Source organism: Cytobacillus oceanisediminis 2691 (assembly GCF_000294775.2).
Classification (GTDB): Bacteria; Bacillota; Bacilli; order Bacillales; family Cytobacillaceae; genus Cytobacillus; species Cytobacillus pseudoceanisediminis.
In genome coordinates this window covers 3,017,631-3,037,226 of sequence record NZ_CP015506.1, presented here as the reverse complement: position 1 = coordinate 3,037,226, position 19,596 = coordinate 3,017,631, and the positions used below count along the sequence as shown (strand labels likewise).

Sequence of the window (19,596 nt, the reverse complement as noted above, 5' to 3'; positions counted from 1 at the left end):
TTAGTAAGGCAGAAGCTTCAATTGGGAGTTTTGAGAGAGAGGGAGAACAACGTATGAACTATGGACTATTAGTGCGCCCAAGGGGATTGGCTGAAACAAACTCACCCTATGATTGGTTTAAAAAAATGCGAAAAAATGCTCCAGTTTCTTTTGACCCAGAACGGAATTGCTGGGACGTATTCTGTTATGAGGATGTCCAAATGGTTTTACAAAATTTCATTCTGTTCAGTTCAAAAAGAAATGGAAATGTTCAAACCTTGCTAGATATGGATCCGCCAACTCATCGAAGGTACCGCAATCTTGTAAGCCAGGCATTTACACCAAAAACTATTCAAGAACTGGAACCTAGGATTACGGCTATAACTCACGAATTATTAGCACCGCTGCTAGGAAAACGAAAAATAGATATGGTTGCGGAAATCGCTTATCCTCTTCCTGTAATCGTGATTTCTGACATGCTCGGAGTACCGAGTCATGACAGAAAGATGTTTAAAGAATGGTCTGATATTCTAGTTGCGGGAACACAAAGCGCATCGCCTAATGTAATGTACAAGTTATTTGCTAAACAAGAAAAGGCTATGCTTGACCTGCAAACATATTTTAAGCGAAAAATTTCAAATCGCCAGATTAACCATACAAACAATATCATATCCACGTTAATGACTGCAGAAGTTGGTGGAGATTCATTATCCATGGATGAGTTATTAAGTTTCTGCTTCCTTCTACTTGTTGCAGGGAATGAAACAACTACAAATTTAATTGCCAATACAATGCTCACTCTTTTTGAACAGCCGGATATACTCAACCAATTATATAGAGATCATTCTCTTATACCTGCAGCCATTAATGAAGTACTAAGATATCGTTCTCCTTTTCACGGTATGAATCGCTTCGTCACTGAAGATATACAATTAAAAGGCATGAATCTGAAAAAAGGGCAGGAAGTAATGGCTTGGATTGGATCTGCAAACCGGGACGAAAGCGTATTTGACAAACCGGATGTGTTTGACATCAACCGCTCTCCAAACAATTATCTATCTTTTGGAGCAGGTGTTCACTATTGTCTGGGATCACAGCTTGCCAAATTAGAAGCGAAAATATGCATTACCGAGATGCTTAAAGCGATACCGACTATGAAATTGGACACTTCTAAACATCTTCGTATAATTTCTAGCACGTTTATGTATGGATATAAAGAGCTTCCTGTCATTTTAGGATCAGAATAATATCCATTATTTCAAAATCTTGCTGTTGGAATATCTTCTGCCCTCGTATTAGTGACTGAATTCAAGTGCTTATGAATATGTTTTAGCTTTAAATTATGTTAGACTAAAAGCCAAAAAAGAAGAGAGGTAAACAATGTTTAAAAAAATAATGAAACAAATTAAGCAACTTTCCCAAGGAAGCAGTGAGCGAAGAAATGGCCATTATCGAAGGGGCAGCAGCAGTGAACGAAGAAACCGTTATTTTAACCGAGGAAGCAGCAGCAACCGGCGATATAAACAATCTCCAATGAGTGGAAGTAACTACTACAAACGAAAGGGTCGAAGCAGCAGTTAATCTTCCTCCTTAATATACTTTTTCCTTCGCTTTATGTGCAGCATGAAGATCAGTTAAAATTTCACTAATATTTAAGTAAGGTTCTTTAATTTGTAGCAGTCTTTTTAGCAAATAAACAGTTTCCTTCTCTAAAGAAAGTTCTTCTGTCCAAGGAAGAGCTTTTTTGTTTTTAGAAGAGTACGTCGTATAAAGCAAATATAAAAGTATTTCTCCTAGATCATAGTAGTCCTGTTGTTTCATCTCCAGAAAATTTCTTTGTTTGTTAGGTGAAGAACTAGATGAAGAGCGGAATGGGTCAGTTCTATGCTTTGACAAACCAAAATCGATTAGAAAAATTTCCGTGTTTTTTATTAAGATGTTTGGAATACGTAAATCTTGATGGTAAATGTCTTTTTTGTGAAGATAATCTACTAATTCAAGTAGGTGAGTAAGAATTAGTAAAGACTCTTCCTCGTTAAAGGTCTTTTTATTAAAAAAAATTTGGTCTTCCAGATTATCCGCTTCAATGAAACTCATTACATAATATAAGTGTCCGTTATTTGAAAAGGCTTCAAATAACATCGGTATATTTTTGTGGTTAAGCATACCCAAAACAGTGATTTCATTTTCAAACATCGCCACCTCTTTTTGGTTGCGTCGCTTACTAGGACGAAGCTGTTTGACTACTCTATTCTCGTTTGTTCTTAACTCTTTGCACAAATAAACAATCCCATAGCTCCCAGCCCCGATAACGTTCAATATCTCGTAATGTTCGTTCAAAACTGTTCCTTTTTTTATAGGCTTGTCCACAAAAAATTGGTAAAGCTTCCTAAATGCTCGAAAAATTGAAACTTTCCTCTCCTCCTTTCTGGATTTTGGTAATTTATAAAGAGATTACTTGACTTTATATCTGTGTTTTCTTATTGGGAAACACTCAATCGTATGGTGCTATTATAACAAGATATCATAAAATACCTAAAATGATATATTGTTCTAAGGGGTACCACCGTTGAAGCAATTGGAAGGACTAAGGCACCTCTTTGTTTTAAGATAAAGGGGCAGTGCTGGTTCTATAAAAAATCGAAGCGATGTTGTGGTTGTAACTTGAGGGTTAAAAAGAAAAGAATTTGAAGGAAGTAAAAATTCGTTAGGGAAGCAGGTAAGATCAATGAAAAAGATATTGATAATTGATGATGAAGCAGACATGCGAAAACTGCTGGCAGATTATTTTGAAGTTAACAGGTATCACATCATGACCGCAAAGGACGGCAATGAGGCGGAAAGGCAAGCAGAAAAACAACCGGATATAATTTTACTGGATATAAACATGCCTGAGATTAACGGTCTTGACGTTTGCAGGAAAATCCGGAGTTATGTTTCCTGCCCCATCTTATTTCTAACCGCACGTGTAGAAGATGCTGATAAAATATCCGGTTTTCAGGCTGGCGGAGATGATTATATTCAAAAGCCGTTCAGCATCCATGAACTTGGCGCAAGAGTGGATGCCCATTTGCGCAGAGAAATGAGAAATCAAAAGAAGACAACGGTTAAGTTTAGTGGCGACCTTGTCATTGATTATTCAGAGCGAGCGCTTTATTGTAACGACATACAAATTTCTTTGGCAAAAAAGGAGTTTGATATTATAGAACTCTTGTCTAAACACCCTGGTATGGTTTTTGACAAAGAACGCATGTATGAAAGAGTATGGGGGACGAACGAAGAGGGTGACAGCTCAGTAATCCCTGAACATATCAGGCGTATTCGGTCTAAATTGAAAGAGCATGGCTGCGAAAGCAAGATAGAGACTGTGTGGGGTGTAGGATATAAATGGAAAAGGTAATGGGCTATCTTCGATTGAATAATATGACCATACTACAAACCTTCATCACGCTAAATTCCTTATATTTAGTTTTCGTTTTAACAGCCATTGTGTTCGAATTCGAGTGGGCCGAAGAGATGACGCGACGCTTTGCCAATCACCCTTATGGGAACGACTGGGTTCTAACTGTTCAAATTGCTGGGATACTTTTGACGATAGGAACCGGATTAGTCTTGATGGCCAGCATTTTTTACAAACTGAAACTGAAAAAACCTTTGGAAATCCTGATGAACGCGTCAGAGAAAATCTCGGCAAATGATTTAGGGTTCCATATTTCCTATGACAGCAGGGATGAAATGAGCGAGCTTTGCCGTGCATTTGAAAAGATGCGTAGCCAATTGGAAAGTAACTTTAAAGCCCAATGGCGCTTGAACGAGGAACGGAAGCAGCTTAATGCGATTTTTGCCCATGACTTGAGAACACCTCTGTCCATCATGAAAGGATATATCGAGGTTGTAACCACCTATCTGCCGCAAAAAAGGATATCCGAGGAAAAACTGCTGGATATCATCAAAACAATGGAAATGCATATTGTTCGTATGGAGCGTTATGTAGAGGCCATGAACTCTATTGAGAAGTTGGATAACTTTCCAATAAACAAACAAATTATCGAAATGGATGCCCTAATCAACTTTCTGGAAGACGGTGCCAGCCGAATTGCAGACCAAAGTGGCAAATCTTTCGACTCATGCAGACCTGCAGATTCCACAAAATTGTTTATCGATAAGGATCTCGTGATGCAGGTTTCTGAAAATCTGGTGGCAAATGGAGTGCGTTATGCTTCCAGCCATATTAAAGTCCATTACTCCGTTCGCAATGGCATTTTTTCCATAACGGTCACTGACGATGGCTCCGGATTTTCCGAAGAAGTGGTACGGAAGGCAGTTCTCCCCTTTTATCGGGGCGAGGCGGCGGAAGCAAATGAGAACAAAGGGTTAGGGCTTTATATTTGTAAAATATTGTGTGAAAAGCATCAGGGCTTCTTACAGGTCGCAAACAGTACCCGCGGTGGTGGAAAAGTAACAGCAAGCTTTTTTTGCAGAATTGATAAATAGTTGAAAATTATACTTTAGTATTTCCTTATCCCAAGAAAAAGGAGTGCTAAAATGATTTTCACTTATAAGAAAATACCCGCTTTCTTAACCAGCTTGCTTCTGGCAGTGCTAATGACTGCATTGCCTTTTGCTGATGCCCGCGCTCAAAGTAAAACAGAGATTGTGAAAGAAATCGATGACTATATTAAGAAAAACATGGAAGTCAACCATATTACAGGTGTATCTCTGGCAATAACCCACGGTGAAGATGTGTTCTACACGCAAGGCTACGGTGCATATTCAGATGGAAGGGAAATAACCTCAAGAACGCCCTTCCCAATCGCCTCATTGAGTAAATCCATGACTGCGCTGGCTGTATTGCAGCTTGCAGATAAGGGACAGATTGACCTTGACGCTCCATATGTCTCATACTTTCCCGACATCTCGCCCACAGACGATCGCATCACTCGCATCACGATCCGGAACTTGCTAAACCATACTAGTGGCCTTAATGATAAAGTAAATCCCGACATGACGAAATCCGTTCAATTTAAAACATTACAAGAGATAAACAAATCTTTGGACAGAGTAAAGCTTGCTAATGATCCTGGTGATACATACAACTATCATAACCCAAACTATCAATATCTAGCATTGTTAGTGGAACAGATCAGCGGTAAACGGTTTTCTGTATACCTTAAAGAACATATTTTTGCTCCATTGGGGATGAATGGCACCTTTAGTGTCAGTTTGACGGAACAAATCAATGAAAATGATGCCATTCCTCGGGGACATTATCTGTTGTTCGGCAACCCGAAAAGTACAGCCGAACCGATATGGTTTATAGAAGGCCCAGCAGGTGTGGTTACCAATGCCGAGGATATGGCAAAATGGATGCGTGCACAATATAATCCGCAGCTTCTTTCCCCTAATCTCATGGAACAGTACCATACTGCAGGGCAGCGCGCTCCTTATGGCATGGGGTGGCTTGCTTCCAATGAAGCCGATTGGGGCAGGTCGATCTCCCACTCGGGAATTTTCTGGACTTACAAGGCTGAAGAAACTGTTTATTTAGACAAGGAACTTGGAATTACCATGATGTTTGACACAGGGATAAACGCATTCCTTGATTATTCCGCCTTTGTTAAAGGCGTTTCCCAAATCATGGTTGGAGGAAAGGCAGAAATTTCAGCCATCAATAGCCGAAACATGGAAAAAGCGATGATTCTTCTTATGGCGGGAACAATCCTCTGGAGCGGGTATTCATTCTACCGGCTGAAGAAGAAAAAGAACAGGCTTACGGCATTTCGCCGAAAGCTGATCTTCGCATCAGTAAGGACTATACTCCCCGTGCTGATCCTTTTATTTCTACCGTCTATTTTGGCCATATTTGCAGGAGGCAGGGTTGTGCCTTGGAATGGAATATGGATGATGATGCCGTCTCTTATTATTTGGCTTGTATTATTAGTTGTGGTTAATCTTGTTAATAACACCTTCCTTTACTTCATTTATTTTAATTCAATAAAAAAGCGTAAAAGCTCGGCAATATCTAAATAACATAAACATCGGCTTTCCAGGGTTCAGCTTGTAGAGACCGCCCAATTTGGAAAATGTTAAATAAAAATAATTAGAAGTATAATAATCTTATGCTTTAAACAGGAGCAAAAAAGAGCGAAGGATTTTCATTCAAGTATTAAATACTTATCTGACAGGTTTTTATTTCAAGATAAGCTGCTAATCTGGCAGCTTTTTTCTTATTAAACTAACGGGGCAGGTTTGTTGAATAAGGTGTGTTGAAAAAATTACAGATAAATTGTGTGAATTCGGTTTTATTTAATTACTAATATTTGGTATTATATAATTTAAAGAGATGTAAAGAAAGGGGAATCTATATTACACATGTGGAATACCTTGAAATGATTATTTAATTGGATAGAGACAGGGTGCGGTCCTTGGTCTTTAAGGATGCGTTTATTTGTCTATCTGAAATCATTCAAGGGATACAAGATGTGGACAATTAAATTCCCATTGCCAAGCAGATATCCTTATATATCTGTTTTTCATTATGGGTAAAAATACATCTCAATTGACACAGTCATAACGTCCCTAAATAGGGGGAATTCTAATGAAAAGTCATTACGAAAACGAAGAAGTGCTAACAGGAGGAAATGTCTCGATAGTATACCGTTCGGGAGATACTGTTCGACGAGAATTAAAACCTGATAGTGTAAAAATTCATAAGTTGTATCAGCATTTAGAAAGTGAAGGATTCGACTATGCACCGAAGTACTTAGGTATTGATGAAAAAGATAGAGAGATATTAACTTTTATTGAAGGAGAAGCTGGTAATTATCCTTTAAAAAAATATATGTGGTCTAATGGTGTTTTAAAAGAGATAGCGAAAATTTCTTCGTCTCTATCATGATGCTGTGAGTAATTTTCCTATCGACGAGAATTGGCAGCCAATAGAAAACACACCTCAGCCAATGGAGGTGCTATGTCACAATGATTTTGCCATCTATAACATCATTTTTAATCACGAAAAGCCAGTAGGGATTATTGATTTTGATCTTGCTGCTCCTGGTCCAAGACTTTGGGATATAGCTTATACTCTATACACTTGCGTTCCTTTAAGCAGACTTTATCATACTGAATCAGGTAAGGCAGTTTATTATGATCCATTAAAGGATGCCAACCGTATAAAACAAAGAGTTAGATTATTTTTTGAATCCTATGGTATTGAGGGGATAGAAAATGGTTTTTTTGAGATGGTGCTGCTGCGAGTAGAAGGTTTATGTAAAACAATGCAAAGGAAAGCAAACGAAGGCAATATGGCGTTTCAAAAAATGATCGATGAAGGACATTTTGAACATTATCAAAAGGAACTTCAATTCATTCGTGAACATGGGAAAGAATGGATTTAATAAAATTTTGAACTAAATGTATAGTATAGCGTTAAGCCACTTGGGTTTAACGCTTTTTTAATGTTGAATATTCCAGGATAAATATAATTGAAAAAAGGCAAGTTTGTGCTATTTTATTCACTACAAAAGAGAGGAAGAAGCAAGAAGTCTAAATCAAGCTTGTAAGATAGTTTTGAAAAGTTATGCTAATAAGGAAGTGTACCCTATGAAACTATACCATATCAATCTTACGGCCACTGACGTTATTGCTGCACGAGAGTTCTTAGAGAAATATTTCTACTTGCAAACCAAGAGGATAAATAGCGATTCATTTGCTGTATTGACTGATGATGACGGATTGCTGCTAGCTTTGATGAAAGATACTCAGGCCAACGACCCCAAGTCCTTTCATATTGGCTTCTTTCAAGAGAGTAATGAACGAGTATACGAGATCAATCAACGATTGAAGGATGATGATTTGATGTGAAGCCGCCTAAGATGGCTCATCGATGGACATTCTATGTTAAAGCCCCAGGAGGATTTACTGTGGAGGTACTTAGTTGAGTAAGATATATTCGATACTTTTGGGTTACCTAATACTGCAAAGAATCAAGAATGCTTATATTCATGTTCAGCTGCTAATCAGGCTGTTTTTTCTTTTTACCATGAAAATAAGTTTCTTCAATTGAATAAGCTCAATATCCTCGTACTTTACTATAAGTCATTTTTCATTGTTTTTTAAATCTTAATGGGTTAATTTTTAAAAATTTACATATTCTATAATTCAGTGGCGAAAAATGGATAATTAAAATAATAAATAAGATGGAATTATGAAAAAATCGTTCAAACTATGAGAAGGTTTAGACGCTGTAATGGTGACGATCCATCACCTTATTTATCTTGAAGGTGCTAACGAGAAGCTCAAAGAATAAATGTTCGGAAGGAAGGATTAAAAATTGAAGCAATTAACTATTTTTATTAAAGAAGCAACAAATGAAGAGCCGATTCAAACATTAGAAACGATTCTCATGAAATTGGATGGCATTGAGAGAGCTTTGGTGGACATCGATGATGGTGAAGTAAAGATTACATACGACGAAAGACAAGTTGACCATGAAAAAATTAAAAATTGGATTCAACAACATGGTTTACATCTTCTTAACTAAAAAATTTCTTATTTCTAGTTCTTAAACTAAAATTTATAAATAAAAGAAGTAAATAAAGTATATCTAGATAATATTCACTTGCTTATTCCATCTACCTTTTGTTAGATAGGTTCAACAATCGGGCGCTTTCTTTTGTAAGAAGACGTCTTTTTTATAAGCTCCTACACAAACAGATTGCTAGGACTTAGAAACAAAGTGTACTGAAAATTGGCATCCATTTACAAATGGATGCTTTTTTTAACTTTACTTTCTATTCTTAAATACGGAATTAAAATTTTTTTGGTGATTAAGCGAGTCGGTGCTTATATTCAAGATCAGCTGCCGAACCAGGCTTCTTTTTCTTATTTAACAAAAGGGGCAGGTTTGTGTAATAAGAATTCTGCGAGATATTATTTAATGAATCTTTTAATAAAATCATACGTACATAATATTAAGGTGGTGTGAGTAATGAATTTTGGTGGGTGGGTTGCAATCGGAATTGCGGTTGCAGTTGCTATGGGGTTATTTGACAAAAAAACTAAGAAAAATAAATAGAAAATAAATAGACTTAGACTTTAATAAGGCTGCCATTACAAAGGTAGCTGCTTTTTTATATAACAAACGGGGCAGGTTAGTTGAAGATCTTTCGGAAAAGAGTCTTTTAGAAACTTATGGTAGTATTTTTAAAAATAAGAGTATTTGAGGGATATAAGATGGTTTTTTTAAAAAAGGATTCTTTATTATTAACAATCATTTCGCTTTTTGTTTTATTAGCAGGCTGCGGGAGTGTCAAAGTAGTGGAAGAAGAAGATCAATACATATCAGCCGTTAAACAAATCGATATTCCAGATGATGTAAAAATAATCGGTTTGGGGGAGGCAACACACGGAAACATTGAATTTCAAGAGTTGAAAAGAGATGTTTTTGAAGTGCTTGTAAAAAACGAGGGTGTTCGTGTTTTTGTCTTAGAAGGTGATTTTGGAGGCGGACAGCGAATTAATCAGTTCATTTTAAATGGAAATGGAACGGCAGAAGAGGCAGTGAACACTCTTGATTATAGTATTTATAAGACGGAACAAATGATTGATCTTGTTCAATGGATGCATGATTATAACGATTCTGTGAGCGAGGATGATAAAGTTTATTTTTATGGAAATGATATGCAGCGTTATGACTACAGTAAGAAAGGAGTGCTTGATTATTATAAAGTGGTAAACGCAGATGAATTCAAAAAGCATGCATTACATTTGAAACATATTTCAAATGATAAAATGCGTGAGTTAACTACGGAGCAATTGAATGAAATCGATGAAACAATAGAAAAAATCATTTTAGACCTGCAATCTAATGAATTGACTTACGTGAAGCAATCTTCTGCTGATGCCTATGCCTTTGCTTTACAAAATGCGAAAAACATGAAACAACGTACGCAGTTATTTTTAAACGAAGGAGATTATACGAAACTTCGTGATCAATATTTAGCGGACAATTTACAATGGATAGCTGAATTTGAAGCAGCACGTGGCCACGATAAGATATTTGTCACCGGACATAATGGGCATATTGAAAAAACGTCGGCATCGTTAGCCGGTTACAAATCGATGGGGCATTATTTAGATGAGGTATATGGTGAAGAGTACTTTGCCATTGGAACTGATTTTATCAGCAGCGAGTTCCAGGCGAAAAAGGGCGATTCTGGTGAACGGAAAATTTATAAACTGGAGAATCACAATGATTTAGTTGATGCATTTAGTGAAGTGGAGTCAAATATTTTCTATGTTAATTTTGAAAAAGCAAGTACGTCTGATGAATTAATGGATATCATCACGAGTGAGCAAAAGATGTCAAATATCGGGGATGATTTTCGTACGTGGTACAAGTTTTCAAAGGTGTTTTACACGATTAAAATGACACCCAGCGAAGCATATGACGGTATTATTATTGTAAAGGAAGCAACGGCAATAAACGTAATAGAATAGCATTCTCCCGAGTATACAATTTTTTGAATAACAAGGCATAAAAGGAGAACATTATCTCATTTTTCACGGGCGCTTATTCTTTCATAAGAGGGCGCCCTTTTTTTAGTGTCGCAACACATTTTAGAGATTAACATTTGAAGTTTTCTGCATAAGCTATAGGGTCCTTGTATTCAAGATTTTCTACTAAATTAGGCAGTTTTTTCTTATTGAACAAATGGGGCAGGTTAGTTGAAAAAGAGATAGACTTTTGGTTAAATATGGTATACAATTATCTCTGAGAGAACGTATGTTCTTTTAGGTGGGATTTCTTTTGATGTGTAAAAAAATAAACTATAAAATTTATGATTGGAGTGTTATTGGATGCAAACAAAAAAAGTTTTTCTATATGTATTTAATACAATGTCGGACTGGGAATATGGATATTTAATTGCTGAACTAAACTCAGGAAGATATTTCAAAAAAGATTTAGAACCTTTAAAAGTAATTACAGTAGGAGCTAATAAAGAAATGATTACAACTAAGGGAGGACTGAGCATAAAACCAGATATTTCCCTTGATGAATGTACTCTTGAGAGTAAAGATCTTTTAATTTTACCAGGAGGGACTACTTGGAATGAAGAAATTCATCAACCTATCTTGGAAAGAATTGGCCAAGCTTTAAAGCTTGGCACTATTGTTGCTGCAATTTGTGGTGCAATTGAGGCCCTTGCGAATATGGGATACTTAGATACTAGAAAGCATACAAGTAATAATTTAGAATACACTAAAATGGTATGTCCAAACTATAAAGGAGAAAAGTTCTATGAGGTGGGATCAGCGGTATCTGATGCGAATTTAGTTACTGCATCAGGAATAGCTCCTCTGGAATTTGCGATGGAAGTACTGAAAAAATTAGATGTATTTGCACCAGATACATTAGATTCTTGGTATAGTTTAAATAAGACTCATAAACCTGAATACTTCTTCCAGTTAATGAACTCGATGAATAAATGAGTTAAAATATCAAATGGCATATTTTTATTTTTTGAAATAAATTTCCATACTTTGTACGATGTCAAAGTATAATTTTTACACATAATCAAAGTTTTTTAGATAAGTTAACAGAGGATGTTGATAATTGTAAACTATCGGGGGTGTTGATCCAAGCAGGATTAATGCCCTTTTATGTTGAACTCCTTATTGTAGAAACGGGCAGTTTTGTTCAAGGAGGATTCCCTATATGAAGGGCGAATAATGGTAACATGGTGATAGATTGTGATAGAAATATTTGTAATACTAAGAGCACTATCTCTGTGAACAGACAAAATACGTTGATTTTTAATATTATTTAATGCCATATCTCAGAAAACACTTATATACAATGGAGGATTAAGAAAAAAGAAAAACTGTACTTTAGTAAAATAGTTGCCTTTTCCCTTCGAGTTAAATAATAGCCCGTTTCTTTATATAGAAGCGGGCTATTTATTTTATGTAAGCCTAAGGCCCCCATAATAAAGCCCGTTTTGTGCATGTAACATATATAATTGGCATAGCTATTCTTAACCTACTTAACAATTTGAATAAAGATGATTACGCTAGCTAAAGTAAGCATCGTTAAAGCATTTAACCCCATAATCGGTCTATGTTTGGCTCTTAAGAAGTGAGCATGTAAAGCACCCAGCATAAGAATTATAATTAGGGATCCCGAAAGCAAAATAAATTTAGGAAGCCAAAATCCAATAATCAATCCGCCTACCCCCAATAATTCTAAGAAAGCAGTTATTTGCATAAACCAAAGGGGGTAGCGATATTCCCTCCAGTGCTTAACCATTGACTTGGTACGCACTAATTTCATCGAAATAGAAATTACGAAAATAAGAATTAGAATAATTTGAATGGTAACCGTTACAGAATCCATACAGTTCCCTCCTTTTGTATGTAAATGTCAACCCAAAAGTTGACCATGTCGCTCATGTAAAAGTTGACCACCCTCTTGTTACTTCGAATATGTTTCTTTGAGACGATAACTCTCTCCGTTCATTGGGATAATGTGGGCCTTGTGAGTCACTCGATCTAACAAGGCGGCGGTCATCTGTTCATCGTGAAAAACTTCTACCCATCGGCTAAACTCCCGATTGCTAGTGATAATCATGCTTCCTCTTTCATAACGAGTAGAAAAAAATTGAAACAGTAATTCGGCTGCTCTCTGGTGGTAGGGGATATAGCCAAGTTCATCAATAATCGTGACATCTGCAGCCAACCATTGTTTCTCCAACTGGAGGAGCCTTTTTTCGTCTTGGGCTTCCATCAGTTCATTCGATAGGCGGGCGGCCGTATAATATTTGACAGTATAGCCTTGATTAATCGCCTCTTCCCCTAACGCAATTGATAAATGCGACTTTCCTGTACCTGAGTTCCCAATAAAAATGACATTCCTTTTCTGCTGAATGTACTCTCCTTGAAAGATGTCCAGAATGCGTCTTTTTGGTACGTGGGGAGCCTCCTCAAATTGAAAAGAGAGGAGGTCCTTATGTACAGGGAATTGCGCCTTTTTTCTGGCTAACTCTTTCTTTTTGATTTCTCGCTCAGCTATTTCAATCGATAATAATTGAAAGAGAAATTCTTCATAGGTAATTTGTTGCTCATTTGCTTCGCGCAAATAAGCGTCAACTTGTTCACGTATAGTCGGCAAGCGCAGCCTTTTTAGATATTCATCCATTTGATAATGGTGTGTATTCAGTGAATATACCTCCCTTTCTGTAATAGTTGGTCATACGGGCTAAATGTAGGAGCCTTGACGGTGACGGACTGCTCCATTTCATATTTTATTGGGGCTGGCTTTGTTGCTTCCGGCTGAGTCATGAGGTAAAGATAATGCCTTACACTATCAGCTGTATATAGCTGCTCTTTTACACAACTTGCCACTGCCCTTTCTACTGTTTCCATCGTAAACTCCCGATGGAGTTTTAATAGTTGAATAAACTCTTTTCCATGCCCATACTTTGAAAGACTTCTCTTATAAAATTCTTGATAACTTGGTGGAAGATTAGCTCTTCGAACTGGGCGCGCATGCTGGATGGCCCTTGGTTTTCTCTCCAGTTCATCCAAGTAATGATCCACTTCAAAAATTTCTTGAAGCTTTTCGTATGAACGCTCATGTTTGGCTACACAGTTTCCGTCAATGTTTATTTCAATGTGATTTACATAAGCATTTATTTGTGCATCTTTCCGACCGGCATACCTAGTAGGTACCGAGTAGGCGTTTGTTTCAAAATTAACAAGCGAAAGACTGTTGACAGAGGCTCTTACCTTCCTTGCGCAAGGATGAGTACCAATAATCGGCAGAAGCTGTTGCTTCTCTAGTAAAAATCGTTCACCCACCTGTTCTTTCGTTTTTGGAACATAGGTTTCTTCATAGGCATCACATTGTTCTAAAAGATAGTGATTAAGTACCTGTAAGTCACTTACCTGTGGAACGGGAACTAAAAATTGAGCTCGTGCTGTTTGAACTAGTTTCTCTACTTGTCCTTTTTCATTTCCTTTTGCGGGTGCACAAAATTGGGCATCAAAAAGATAGTATGATCGAAACTGGATAAAGGCCTCCTGTTCTTCACGCTTGGTCCCTTCTAACACCTTCTTTACCGCTGTTTTCATATTGTCATAGACAATCGTTTTCGGGACACCACCGAAATAATCAAAGGCATCTGCGTGACCTTGAAATAACGCCTCCTGCCGTTGATGCTGAAACACTTTTACAAAAATCTTACGGCTATACAAAAGTCTCATACAAAAAAGCATTACCTTCGTTTCAATCCCATTTAAAAGCACAATGATTTCCCCCCAATCAAATTGGGCAAATTCACCGGGATCGAATTCCAACGGTATAGAGGAATTAGGAGTTTCTTTGAGCTGCTTATATTGGCGTACAAAACGGCGTACAGTGGATTCTCCACCTTTAAAGCCATATTCTTTCACCAAGCGTCTGTGGATTTGAGCAGCACTGTGACGCTGTTTTAGGGGGGCTGTTTCATCGTCCGTTAACCATCGGATAATAATTGGTTTAACGGGGTCGATGACCGGGTTGGTAACCGGCTTTGATCGTTGATAGGTTGGAATTTTATTCTGTTGTAAAGCTTTTCGAATGGTTTGTCTTGATAATGTAAGATCTTTCGCTAATTGTCGTATAGAACGACCTTCTTTAAAGTGCAATTTTCTGATAAGCTCTATATTAGCCATCTTTAACATCCTTTTTTTCCTCCCGAATCATGAAGTTCTCGACAAACTCTATGATAAGGGATTGGGTGTTAAGGGTGGTCAACTTTTTGGTTAGCGAATTGCGCTAAAGTGGTCAACTTTTATTTTAGCGTTTACACTTTTGTATAATAGACGTGCATGCTACACAGAAATTCTAGGTTTTTTAATTTAGTGAGTATGTAGTCTGGACTACATTCCGCAGAATTTTGGGAGGGCTCTATGGATAAGATTAAGTATTTATCGAGAATACAGCTTTTTGGGGATCTAGCCTTGGAAGAATTAAAGAAATATGAACCGGTCACACCAATAAAAGTTATGAAAAAGGGTACCATTATTAGTTCTCCTCATATGAATCAAAAGATATTGTATTTGATCAAATCGGGTAAAGTTCGTTTGTATAGATTAACTGAAAGCGGGAAAGAGTTTACAATTGATATTTTAGAAAGTGGGCATGTGTTTGGAGAGATTGGTACGTTTACAACAGGTTCTGAAAATTTATATGCTGAGACATGGGAAGATTCTGTTATTTGCAGAATAGATAGAGTGCAGTTTGAAAAAATAATATGCGAAAATCCAGGTATTGCATTAAAGCTACTTGAAATAATCTCCAGCCGTTTAAAGGAAGTCGAAGAGTTATTAGAGTATATGGCATATAGCAGTGTAAAGAAACGCCTTTTATTCCTGTTAAATAAACTTACAGAAAAGTTTGGGGATAAATCGTCAGGCAGAAACCCGGGAGATTGGATTGCACTCGATATTCACATCACTCATCAAGAATTAGCAATGATGATGGGCAGTATTCGTGAAACAGTGACAGCCCTTTTAAATGAATTGAATGCGGAAGGAATTGTACGCAAAGCAGGAAGGCGAGGAACAATGGAAGTTCATGGCGCACGTCTAAAATGTGCATTAAAAGAGGATAGATAAAAATCTGGATTTTTTGCAGAGACTGCCATACCAGGTGGATTTTTCTTTTTGAACAAACGGGGCAGCATTCCTGTAATGAAGGAAAATGGAGTTTGAACAAAAAAATAACCTCTTGGTAGAATGAGAGAGTCCTGAAGCCGGCAAGCGAAAAGGACATTACTCAAATACCAGGAGGCATTAAAATGAATTATAACCAGAATAAGAAGATTGCTCAAGTTACTCCTTACACCCTGATTATAGGGGTGGATATCGCGAAATTCAAGCATGTGGCGGAAAGAATATTAGTGAGATAGAAAATGATTGTCAAACGGAACTAACATATGAAGACAAACTTGAAATGGGGTATTTTTATAATGCAGCTTCTGTTATTGACCAAATTGACCCTAAGCTTTTTACAAAAGAATAATCTGTTTCTAATTATAAAGGCTAGACCCGTTGGTTGATATATAAAGCTTTGTACATAAATCAAGAGTTGAAGTTAATGCTGCCAATCCAGGCAGCATTTTTCTTATTGCACAAACGGGGCAGATTTGTTTAAGAAGGAAAATAAGGAATCCTTGCTGAATTATTGATTTAATCCGATGAAAGGAGAGATTCATTAATTTATGGAATTATCAAGGTCACAATCATTAGCTTTGGAAAATATTACAAAATATGCACAGGACTATACCTATGAAGCTAAAAAGACAATAAATCACATATTAAAAATGTCTAATATTTCGGATGAAACATTTAAAAATGCTGTAAATAAATTAAAGGCCCATGCAAGAATAGGATTACATTTTCACCCAGATAGGCCAGATTCATCTATGAAAAGTGTTGCTGAAGCACTGTTAGAGTCTGGAATATATAAGAGCCAGTTTGAAACAGGTTTGTCTAACGGCAGTGTATCTGCTTACCCAGGTGGTGAACGAGACCTTTGGGAGAAGAGAATTTTTGAAGGTGCATATCACCTGCAGGGCATAACCAATAACCATCGTCCTAAATATGGTGCATTGAATTTGATGTTGCACCCAGATGGACCTTCCCCACGTTTTGGTTCATGCTATTTTCTTCTATCCCCTAAGGTTTCATATCGTTCTACCTATACATATTTAGATTCGCATCAAGACCCAAAAGAAAAGGGAACTTATAAAGAGTTTGACATGATTTTGGCTGCTCTTTTAAAAGAGGCGTTCGTAAGAGATTTTGCAATTGGTGAAAGAAATCTGACTCCAGTTAGATTAGTAAATCATTTACTGGTTAATCTAGAACGACCGTTTACAGACCCAGCAACCAAAAAGCCAAATCGAAATCTTAATCACTATATTGAAGCCCAGATTCATGGAGATATCTCACTTAAAGAAGACGTGGATTTGCTTGTTGCAGACCCTTCTTTTAAGAAAACTCATATAGGGAGAATCTTAGAACAACTGTGCTTTAAATATTCCATTCAACTGTATTGGCATAAGGGATTTGCACTTATGATAGAAGAAGTTCCAAAAGATTTTAGAGGCCCATCTATGCCCTCCTTAGCAAAACTCATTGGACAAAAAAATAATGTTATCGATGCGAGCATAATTGGAACTGCTGTAATGGACTTAATACGCAATCCGGCATCTTGGAGGGAACGTGGGGATCATAAGGAGGTACTTCAGGAATTAAAACTATTGTGGCACGTTTTAGTGAGGTATGGAAAGCCATTAGATTAAAGCTGCCTTTTTTGAATTATTACACTTAAAGTAATGGGTGCTTAAAATCAATTGCCAAGCCCAGGCGGCTTCTTGTATATAGACATGTCAGAAATAAATAAAGTTATTCCTAATGTTGAAAAGATGAAAGAAGTAGGGTAGCTCCATACAAAGACACACTGGGTAAAGCACAATAATGAATATATTAAGCAATAGAGAAGTATTCCTATATAAGAGATTCAAACATTGATTTATTAACGATGTATACTTATTCTTTTTTCAAAAAAACCTTATTGTGTACTTTCATTATTGTAATTAGCAATGGAACTGTAATGACTAACATAAGAATCAAAATTACAGCGTTCATATAGTATTGAATATTAGGATTGTATCCATATGTACTGAATAGAAAAAAAGATAAAATGAACAAAGCAGATAAAAACAGCTCAAAAATTAATGTGATAATAAAAAATAATACATAAGGAATAACAATCCCTTTGTGAGAAACATGTTTTAAAGTTAATCCGTCCCAGCATAGGCCGGCTAATTTATTTATTTTCCTCATTGATACCACTCCTAGGAACATACCTAATATATAGTATGTCAAAAACAGCCTTTTTTACTGTTTTTAATACAATTTAATAATAAACTTGTTGGATTTTTTTAATATGCCCAATAACTTTAAGCCAATCCTGCTGCACTAGTTTGACTTTTAGGAAGCATGTATGCCTAGGGATGGGGTGATATCCAATTTGCCGTTATTATCTCGATCTTGTTGCTGTCATTTGTAGATGATACGGCTGCAGGATTAGGTTTACAAGTATGGAAGAAAAGAGTTCTCGCCCTGATTGTCGGGTCCTTTTATCCACAGTTGCCGTTTCCTTTATGGAGACGATCGGATTCAGTGGTTTAAGAATATGGCGAAAATATTTATTCCTGCTTTTCAGATGGAGTTCTTTTTATGACATCTGCTTCACCTGAAACATCAATGTGAGATGTTTCTTTCAAGAGCAGCTGCCAAATCAGGAGACTTTTTATTATTTAACTAAAGGGGCAGGTAGTTAATAATTAAGTTATTCCAGTAATGTTTTTTAAAAAGCGACCAGCCTTAAAAATATGGTCGCTTTCTTTATAAAAAAATATACTTTCTTATTGAAAAACCTTCTGTGAAAAAAGGGTTTTTATTGTAATTGGTTATTTGAATTTAATTTATTTTGTTGGTTGTTTTGCTGATTTTGTTGCATCTGTGTGGCCTGATTACCACCCATTCCTGCTGCCAATGGTATAAATTGTTGAAGGGTTTGCCCCGTACCTTGCCCCCTGGTCATACTATAGAACGCTGCTGCACCGATACCAATTGATGCAACTAATGGAAACCAAATTTGCTGTTGTTGTTGCTGCATTTTTCCACCACCTTTTCTAGCCTTAATGCCTTTTTATTTTTCGTTGTTAATATTAATAAAATGTAAGTAAAACATTTCCAAGCTACTTGGTTTTTGAAAGAAGGAATTTTGTGTATAGTATCGAAATACAGTAATAGAAAAACGTATATGATAGGCTGTGTTAAAAGAAGTGAATGGATGTGGAAGTATGCAAAAACGTATTTTGCTTGTGGAAGACGACCGGGAAATTAATAAATTGATAAAGGATCACTTAGAACAGGAGAATTTTAAAGTACTTACCGCATTTGATGGAGAGGAGGCATTATCTCTCTTTAAGAAAGAAGAGTTCGATTTAATCCTGCTTGATTTAATGCTTCCTAAATTTAGTGGTATGGATATCTTAAAAAAAGTCAGAGAAAAAAGCTTACTTCCTGTTTTGATTATATCAGCAAAAGGAAGTGACCTGGACAAAGCTTTAGGTCTTGGTTTTGGTGCAGATGATTATATCAGTAAACCTATTTCCATGATTGAACTGACTGCCAGAGTGCATGCAGCGATTCGAAGAGCAACGCAATATATTCCCGCTACGAACCATTCCGCTCCCGCAATTATCCAATTTAAAGAACTTTCCCTCGACTTATCCACCTTTTCTGTACAGGTGAAGGATAAGATTGCCCAGCTAACATCCAAAGAATTTCATATTTTAAAGCTTTTTATGACAAATCAGAGCAGAGTGTTTACAAAGGAGCAAATCTACCAGTTTATTTGGCAAGATGATTATTATGGTAATGAAAATGTAATAAATGTTCATATAAGAAGGCTTCGTGAAAAAATTGAAAAGGATCCGTCTAACCCGCAGTATATTCGGACAATTTGGGGGATCGGATATAAATTAGGAGAATAAT

Annotated in this window: 15 protein-coding genes and 2 pseudogenes; 12 read left to right on the top strand and 5 right to left on the bottom strand. The window is 36.7% G+C overall.

The window, feature by feature from the left end; translation table 11 throughout:
- The first annotated feature begins 53 nt into the window (after window positions 1-53).
- On the top strand, window positions 54-1,226 hold the full coding sequence (locus tag A361_RS15360; RefSeq protein WP_019382068.1) for a cytochrome P450: 1,173 nt from the start codon (window positions 54-56) through the stop codon (window positions 1,224-1,226).
- Window positions 1,227-1,569: 343 nt separating this feature from the next.
- Here the strand turns inward: A361_RS15360 and A361_RS15355 are convergent, their stop codons facing one another.
- A complete protein-coding gene (locus tag A361_RS15355) occupies window positions 1,570-2,349 on the bottom strand; it encodes a protein kinase domain-containing protein (protein ID WP_019382066.1) in 780 nt (259 codons plus the stop codon).
- Between the two features lie 358 nt (window positions 2,350-2,707).
- Between A361_RS15355 and A361_RS15350 the strand changes: the two genes are divergently transcribed.
- From A361_RS15350 to A361_RS15310, 8 genes and pseudogenes are all read left to right on the top strand, one after another.
- Complete coding sequence (locus A361_RS15350) at window positions 2,708-3,379, top strand: response regulator transcription factor (protein WP_019382065.1); 672 nt, start codon at window positions 2,708-2,710, stop codon at window positions 3,377-3,379.
- Window positions 3,367-4,473 (top strand): HAMP domain-containing sensor histidine kinase, encoded by a 1,107-nt coding sequence (locus A361_RS15345; protein WP_019382064.1) that lies wholly within the window; start codon window positions 3,367-3,369, stop codon window positions 4,471-4,473. Before A361_RS15350 ends, A361_RS15345 begins: the two co-directional genes overlap by 13 nt.
- A gap of 51 nt (window positions 4,474-4,524) precedes the next feature.
- Window positions 4,525-6,009 (top strand): serine hydrolase domain-containing protein, encoded by a 1,485-nt coding sequence (locus A361_RS15340; protein ID WP_019382063.1) that lies wholly within the window; start codon window positions 4,525-4,527, stop codon window positions 6,007-6,009.
- Window positions 6,010-6,577: 568 nt separating this feature from the next.
- Window positions 6,578-7,376, top strand: a pseudogene (locus A361_RS15335) (phosphotransferase).
- A 205-nt stretch (window positions 7,377-7,581) separates the two neighbouring features.
- A pseudogene (locus tag A361_RS15330) lies at window positions 7,582-7,919 on the top strand (VOC family protein).
- 392 nt (window positions 7,920-8,311) lie between these two features.
- On the top strand, window positions 8,312-8,521 hold the full coding sequence (locus A361_RS15325; protein WP_009334062.1) for a heavy-metal-associated domain-containing protein: 210 nt from the start codon (window positions 8,312-8,314) through the stop codon (window positions 8,519-8,521).
- Between the two features lie 650 nt (window positions 8,522-9,171).
- Window positions 9,172-10,479 carry an erythromycin esterase family protein gene (locus tag A361_RS15315; RefSeq protein ID WP_019380486.1) on the top strand — a complete coding sequence of 436 codons (1,308 nt, stop codon included), beginning with the start codon at window positions 9,172-9,174 and terminating at the stop codon, window positions 10,477-10,479.
- A 360-nt stretch (window positions 10,480-10,839) separates the two neighbouring features.
- Window positions 10,840-11,472 carry a type 1 glutamine amidotransferase family protein gene (locus tag A361_RS15310; RefSeq protein WP_019380485.1) on the top strand — a complete coding sequence of 211 codons (633 nt, stop codon included), beginning with the start codon at window positions 10,840-10,842 and terminating at the stop codon, window positions 11,470-11,472.
- Window positions 11,473-12,022: 550 nt separating this feature from the next.
- On the opposite strand, the gene A361_RS15305 is transcribed toward A361_RS15310, so the two are convergent.
- The 3 genes from A361_RS15305 to istA form a co-directional block, all read right to left on the bottom strand.
- Window positions 12,023-12,376, bottom strand: coding sequence for a DoxX family protein (locus tag A361_RS15305; protein WP_009334066.1), 354 nt, complete (start codon window positions 12,374-12,376; stop codon window positions 12,023-12,025).
- Between the two features lie 78 nt (window positions 12,377-12,454).
- Window positions 12,455-13,177 (bottom strand): IS21-like element helper ATPase IstB, encoded by a 723-nt coding sequence (gene istB, locus A361_RS15300; protein WP_019380289.1) that lies wholly within the window; start codon window positions 13,175-13,177, stop codon window positions 12,455-12,457.
- A gap of 17 nt (window positions 13,178-13,194) precedes the next feature.
- Complete coding sequence (gene istA / locus A361_RS15295) at window positions 13,195-14,703, bottom strand: IS21 family transposase (RefSeq protein ID WP_019380290.1); 1,509 nt, start codon at window positions 14,701-14,703, stop codon at window positions 13,195-13,197.
- A gap of 228 nt (window positions 14,704-14,931) precedes the next feature.
- Between istA and A361_RS15290 the strand changes: the two genes are divergently transcribed.
- Entirely contained in the window at window positions 14,932-15,639 is a 708-nt protein-coding gene (locus A361_RS15290; protein ID WP_009334067.1) for a Crp/Fnr family transcriptional regulator, read from the top strand.
- Between the two features lie 605 nt (window positions 15,640-16,244).
- Window positions 16,245-17,330 carry a DUF3626 domain-containing protein gene (locus A361_RS15285; RefSeq protein WP_019383355.1) on the top strand — a complete coding sequence of 362 codons (1,086 nt, stop codon included), beginning with the start codon at window positions 16,245-16,247 and terminating at the stop codon, window positions 17,328-17,330.
- Between the two features lie 1,160 nt (window positions 17,331-18,490).
- On the opposite strand, the gene A361_RS15275 is transcribed toward A361_RS15285, so the two are convergent.
- Window positions 18,491-18,712 (bottom strand): hypothetical protein, encoded by a 222-nt coding sequence (locus A361_RS15275; RefSeq protein ID WP_019383356.1) that lies wholly within the window; start codon window positions 18,710-18,712, stop codon window positions 18,491-18,493.
- Between the two features lie 187 nt (window positions 18,713-18,899).
- Between A361_RS15275 and A361_RS15270 the strand changes: the two genes are divergently transcribed.
- Window positions 18,900-19,595 (top strand): response regulator transcription factor, encoded by a 696-nt coding sequence (locus A361_RS15270; RefSeq protein WP_009334070.1) that lies wholly within the window; start codon window positions 18,900-18,902, stop codon window positions 19,593-19,595.
- The last annotated feature ends 1 nt before the right edge of the window (window position 19,596 follow it).

What these genes read in the sequence shown, in the direction of transcription:
- A361_RS15360 (WP_019382068.1), top strand. Translation starts at nt 54, where the DNA reads ATGAACTATGGACTATTAGTGCGCCCAAGGGGATTGGCTGAAACAAAC.
- A361_RS15350 (WP_019382065.1), top strand. Translation starts at nt 2,708, where the DNA reads ATGAAAAAGATATTGATAATTGATGATGAAGCAGACATGCGAAAACTG.
- A361_RS15345 (WP_019382064.1), top strand. Translation starts at nt 3,367, where the DNA reads ATGGAAAAGGTAATGGGCTATCTTCGATTGAATAATATGACCATACTA.
- A361_RS15340 (WP_019382063.1), top strand. Translation starts at nt 4,525, where the DNA reads ATGATTTTCACTTATAAGAAAATACCCGCTTTCTTAACCAGCTTGCTT.
- A361_RS15315 (WP_019380486.1), top strand. Translation starts at nt 9,172, where the DNA reads ATGGTAGTATTTTTAAAAATAAGAGTATTTGAGGGATATAAGATGGTT.
- A361_RS15310 (WP_019380485.1), top strand. Translation starts at nt 10,840, where the DNA reads ATGCAAACAAAAAAAGTTTTTCTATATGTATTTAATACAATGTCGGAC.
- A361_RS15305 (WP_009334066.1), bottom strand. Translation starts at nt 12,376, where the DNA reads ATGGATTCTGTAACGGTTACCATTCAAATTATTCTAATTCTTATTTTC.
- istB (WP_019380289.1), bottom strand. Translation starts at nt 13,177, where the DNA reads ATGGATGAATATCTAAAAAGGCTGCGCTTGCCGACTATACGTGAACAA.
- istA (WP_019380290.1), bottom strand. Translation starts at nt 14,703, where the DNA reads ATGTTAAAGATGGCTAATATAGAGCTTATCAGAAAATTGCACTTTAAA.
- A361_RS15290 (WP_009334067.1), top strand. Translation starts at nt 14,932, where the DNA reads ATGGATAAGATTAAGTATTTATCGAGAATACAGCTTTTTGGGGATCTA.
- A361_RS15285 (WP_019383355.1), top strand. Translation starts at nt 16,245, where the DNA reads ATGGAATTATCAAGGTCACAATCATTAGCTTTGGAAAATATTACAAAA.
- A361_RS15275 (WP_019383356.1), bottom strand. Translation starts at nt 18,712, where the DNA reads ATGCAGCAACAACAACAGCAAATTTGGTTTCCATTAGTTGCATCAATT.
- A361_RS15270 (WP_009334070.1), top strand. Translation starts at nt 18,900, where the DNA reads ATGCAAAAACGTATTTTGCTTGTGGAAGACGACCGGGAAATTAATAAA.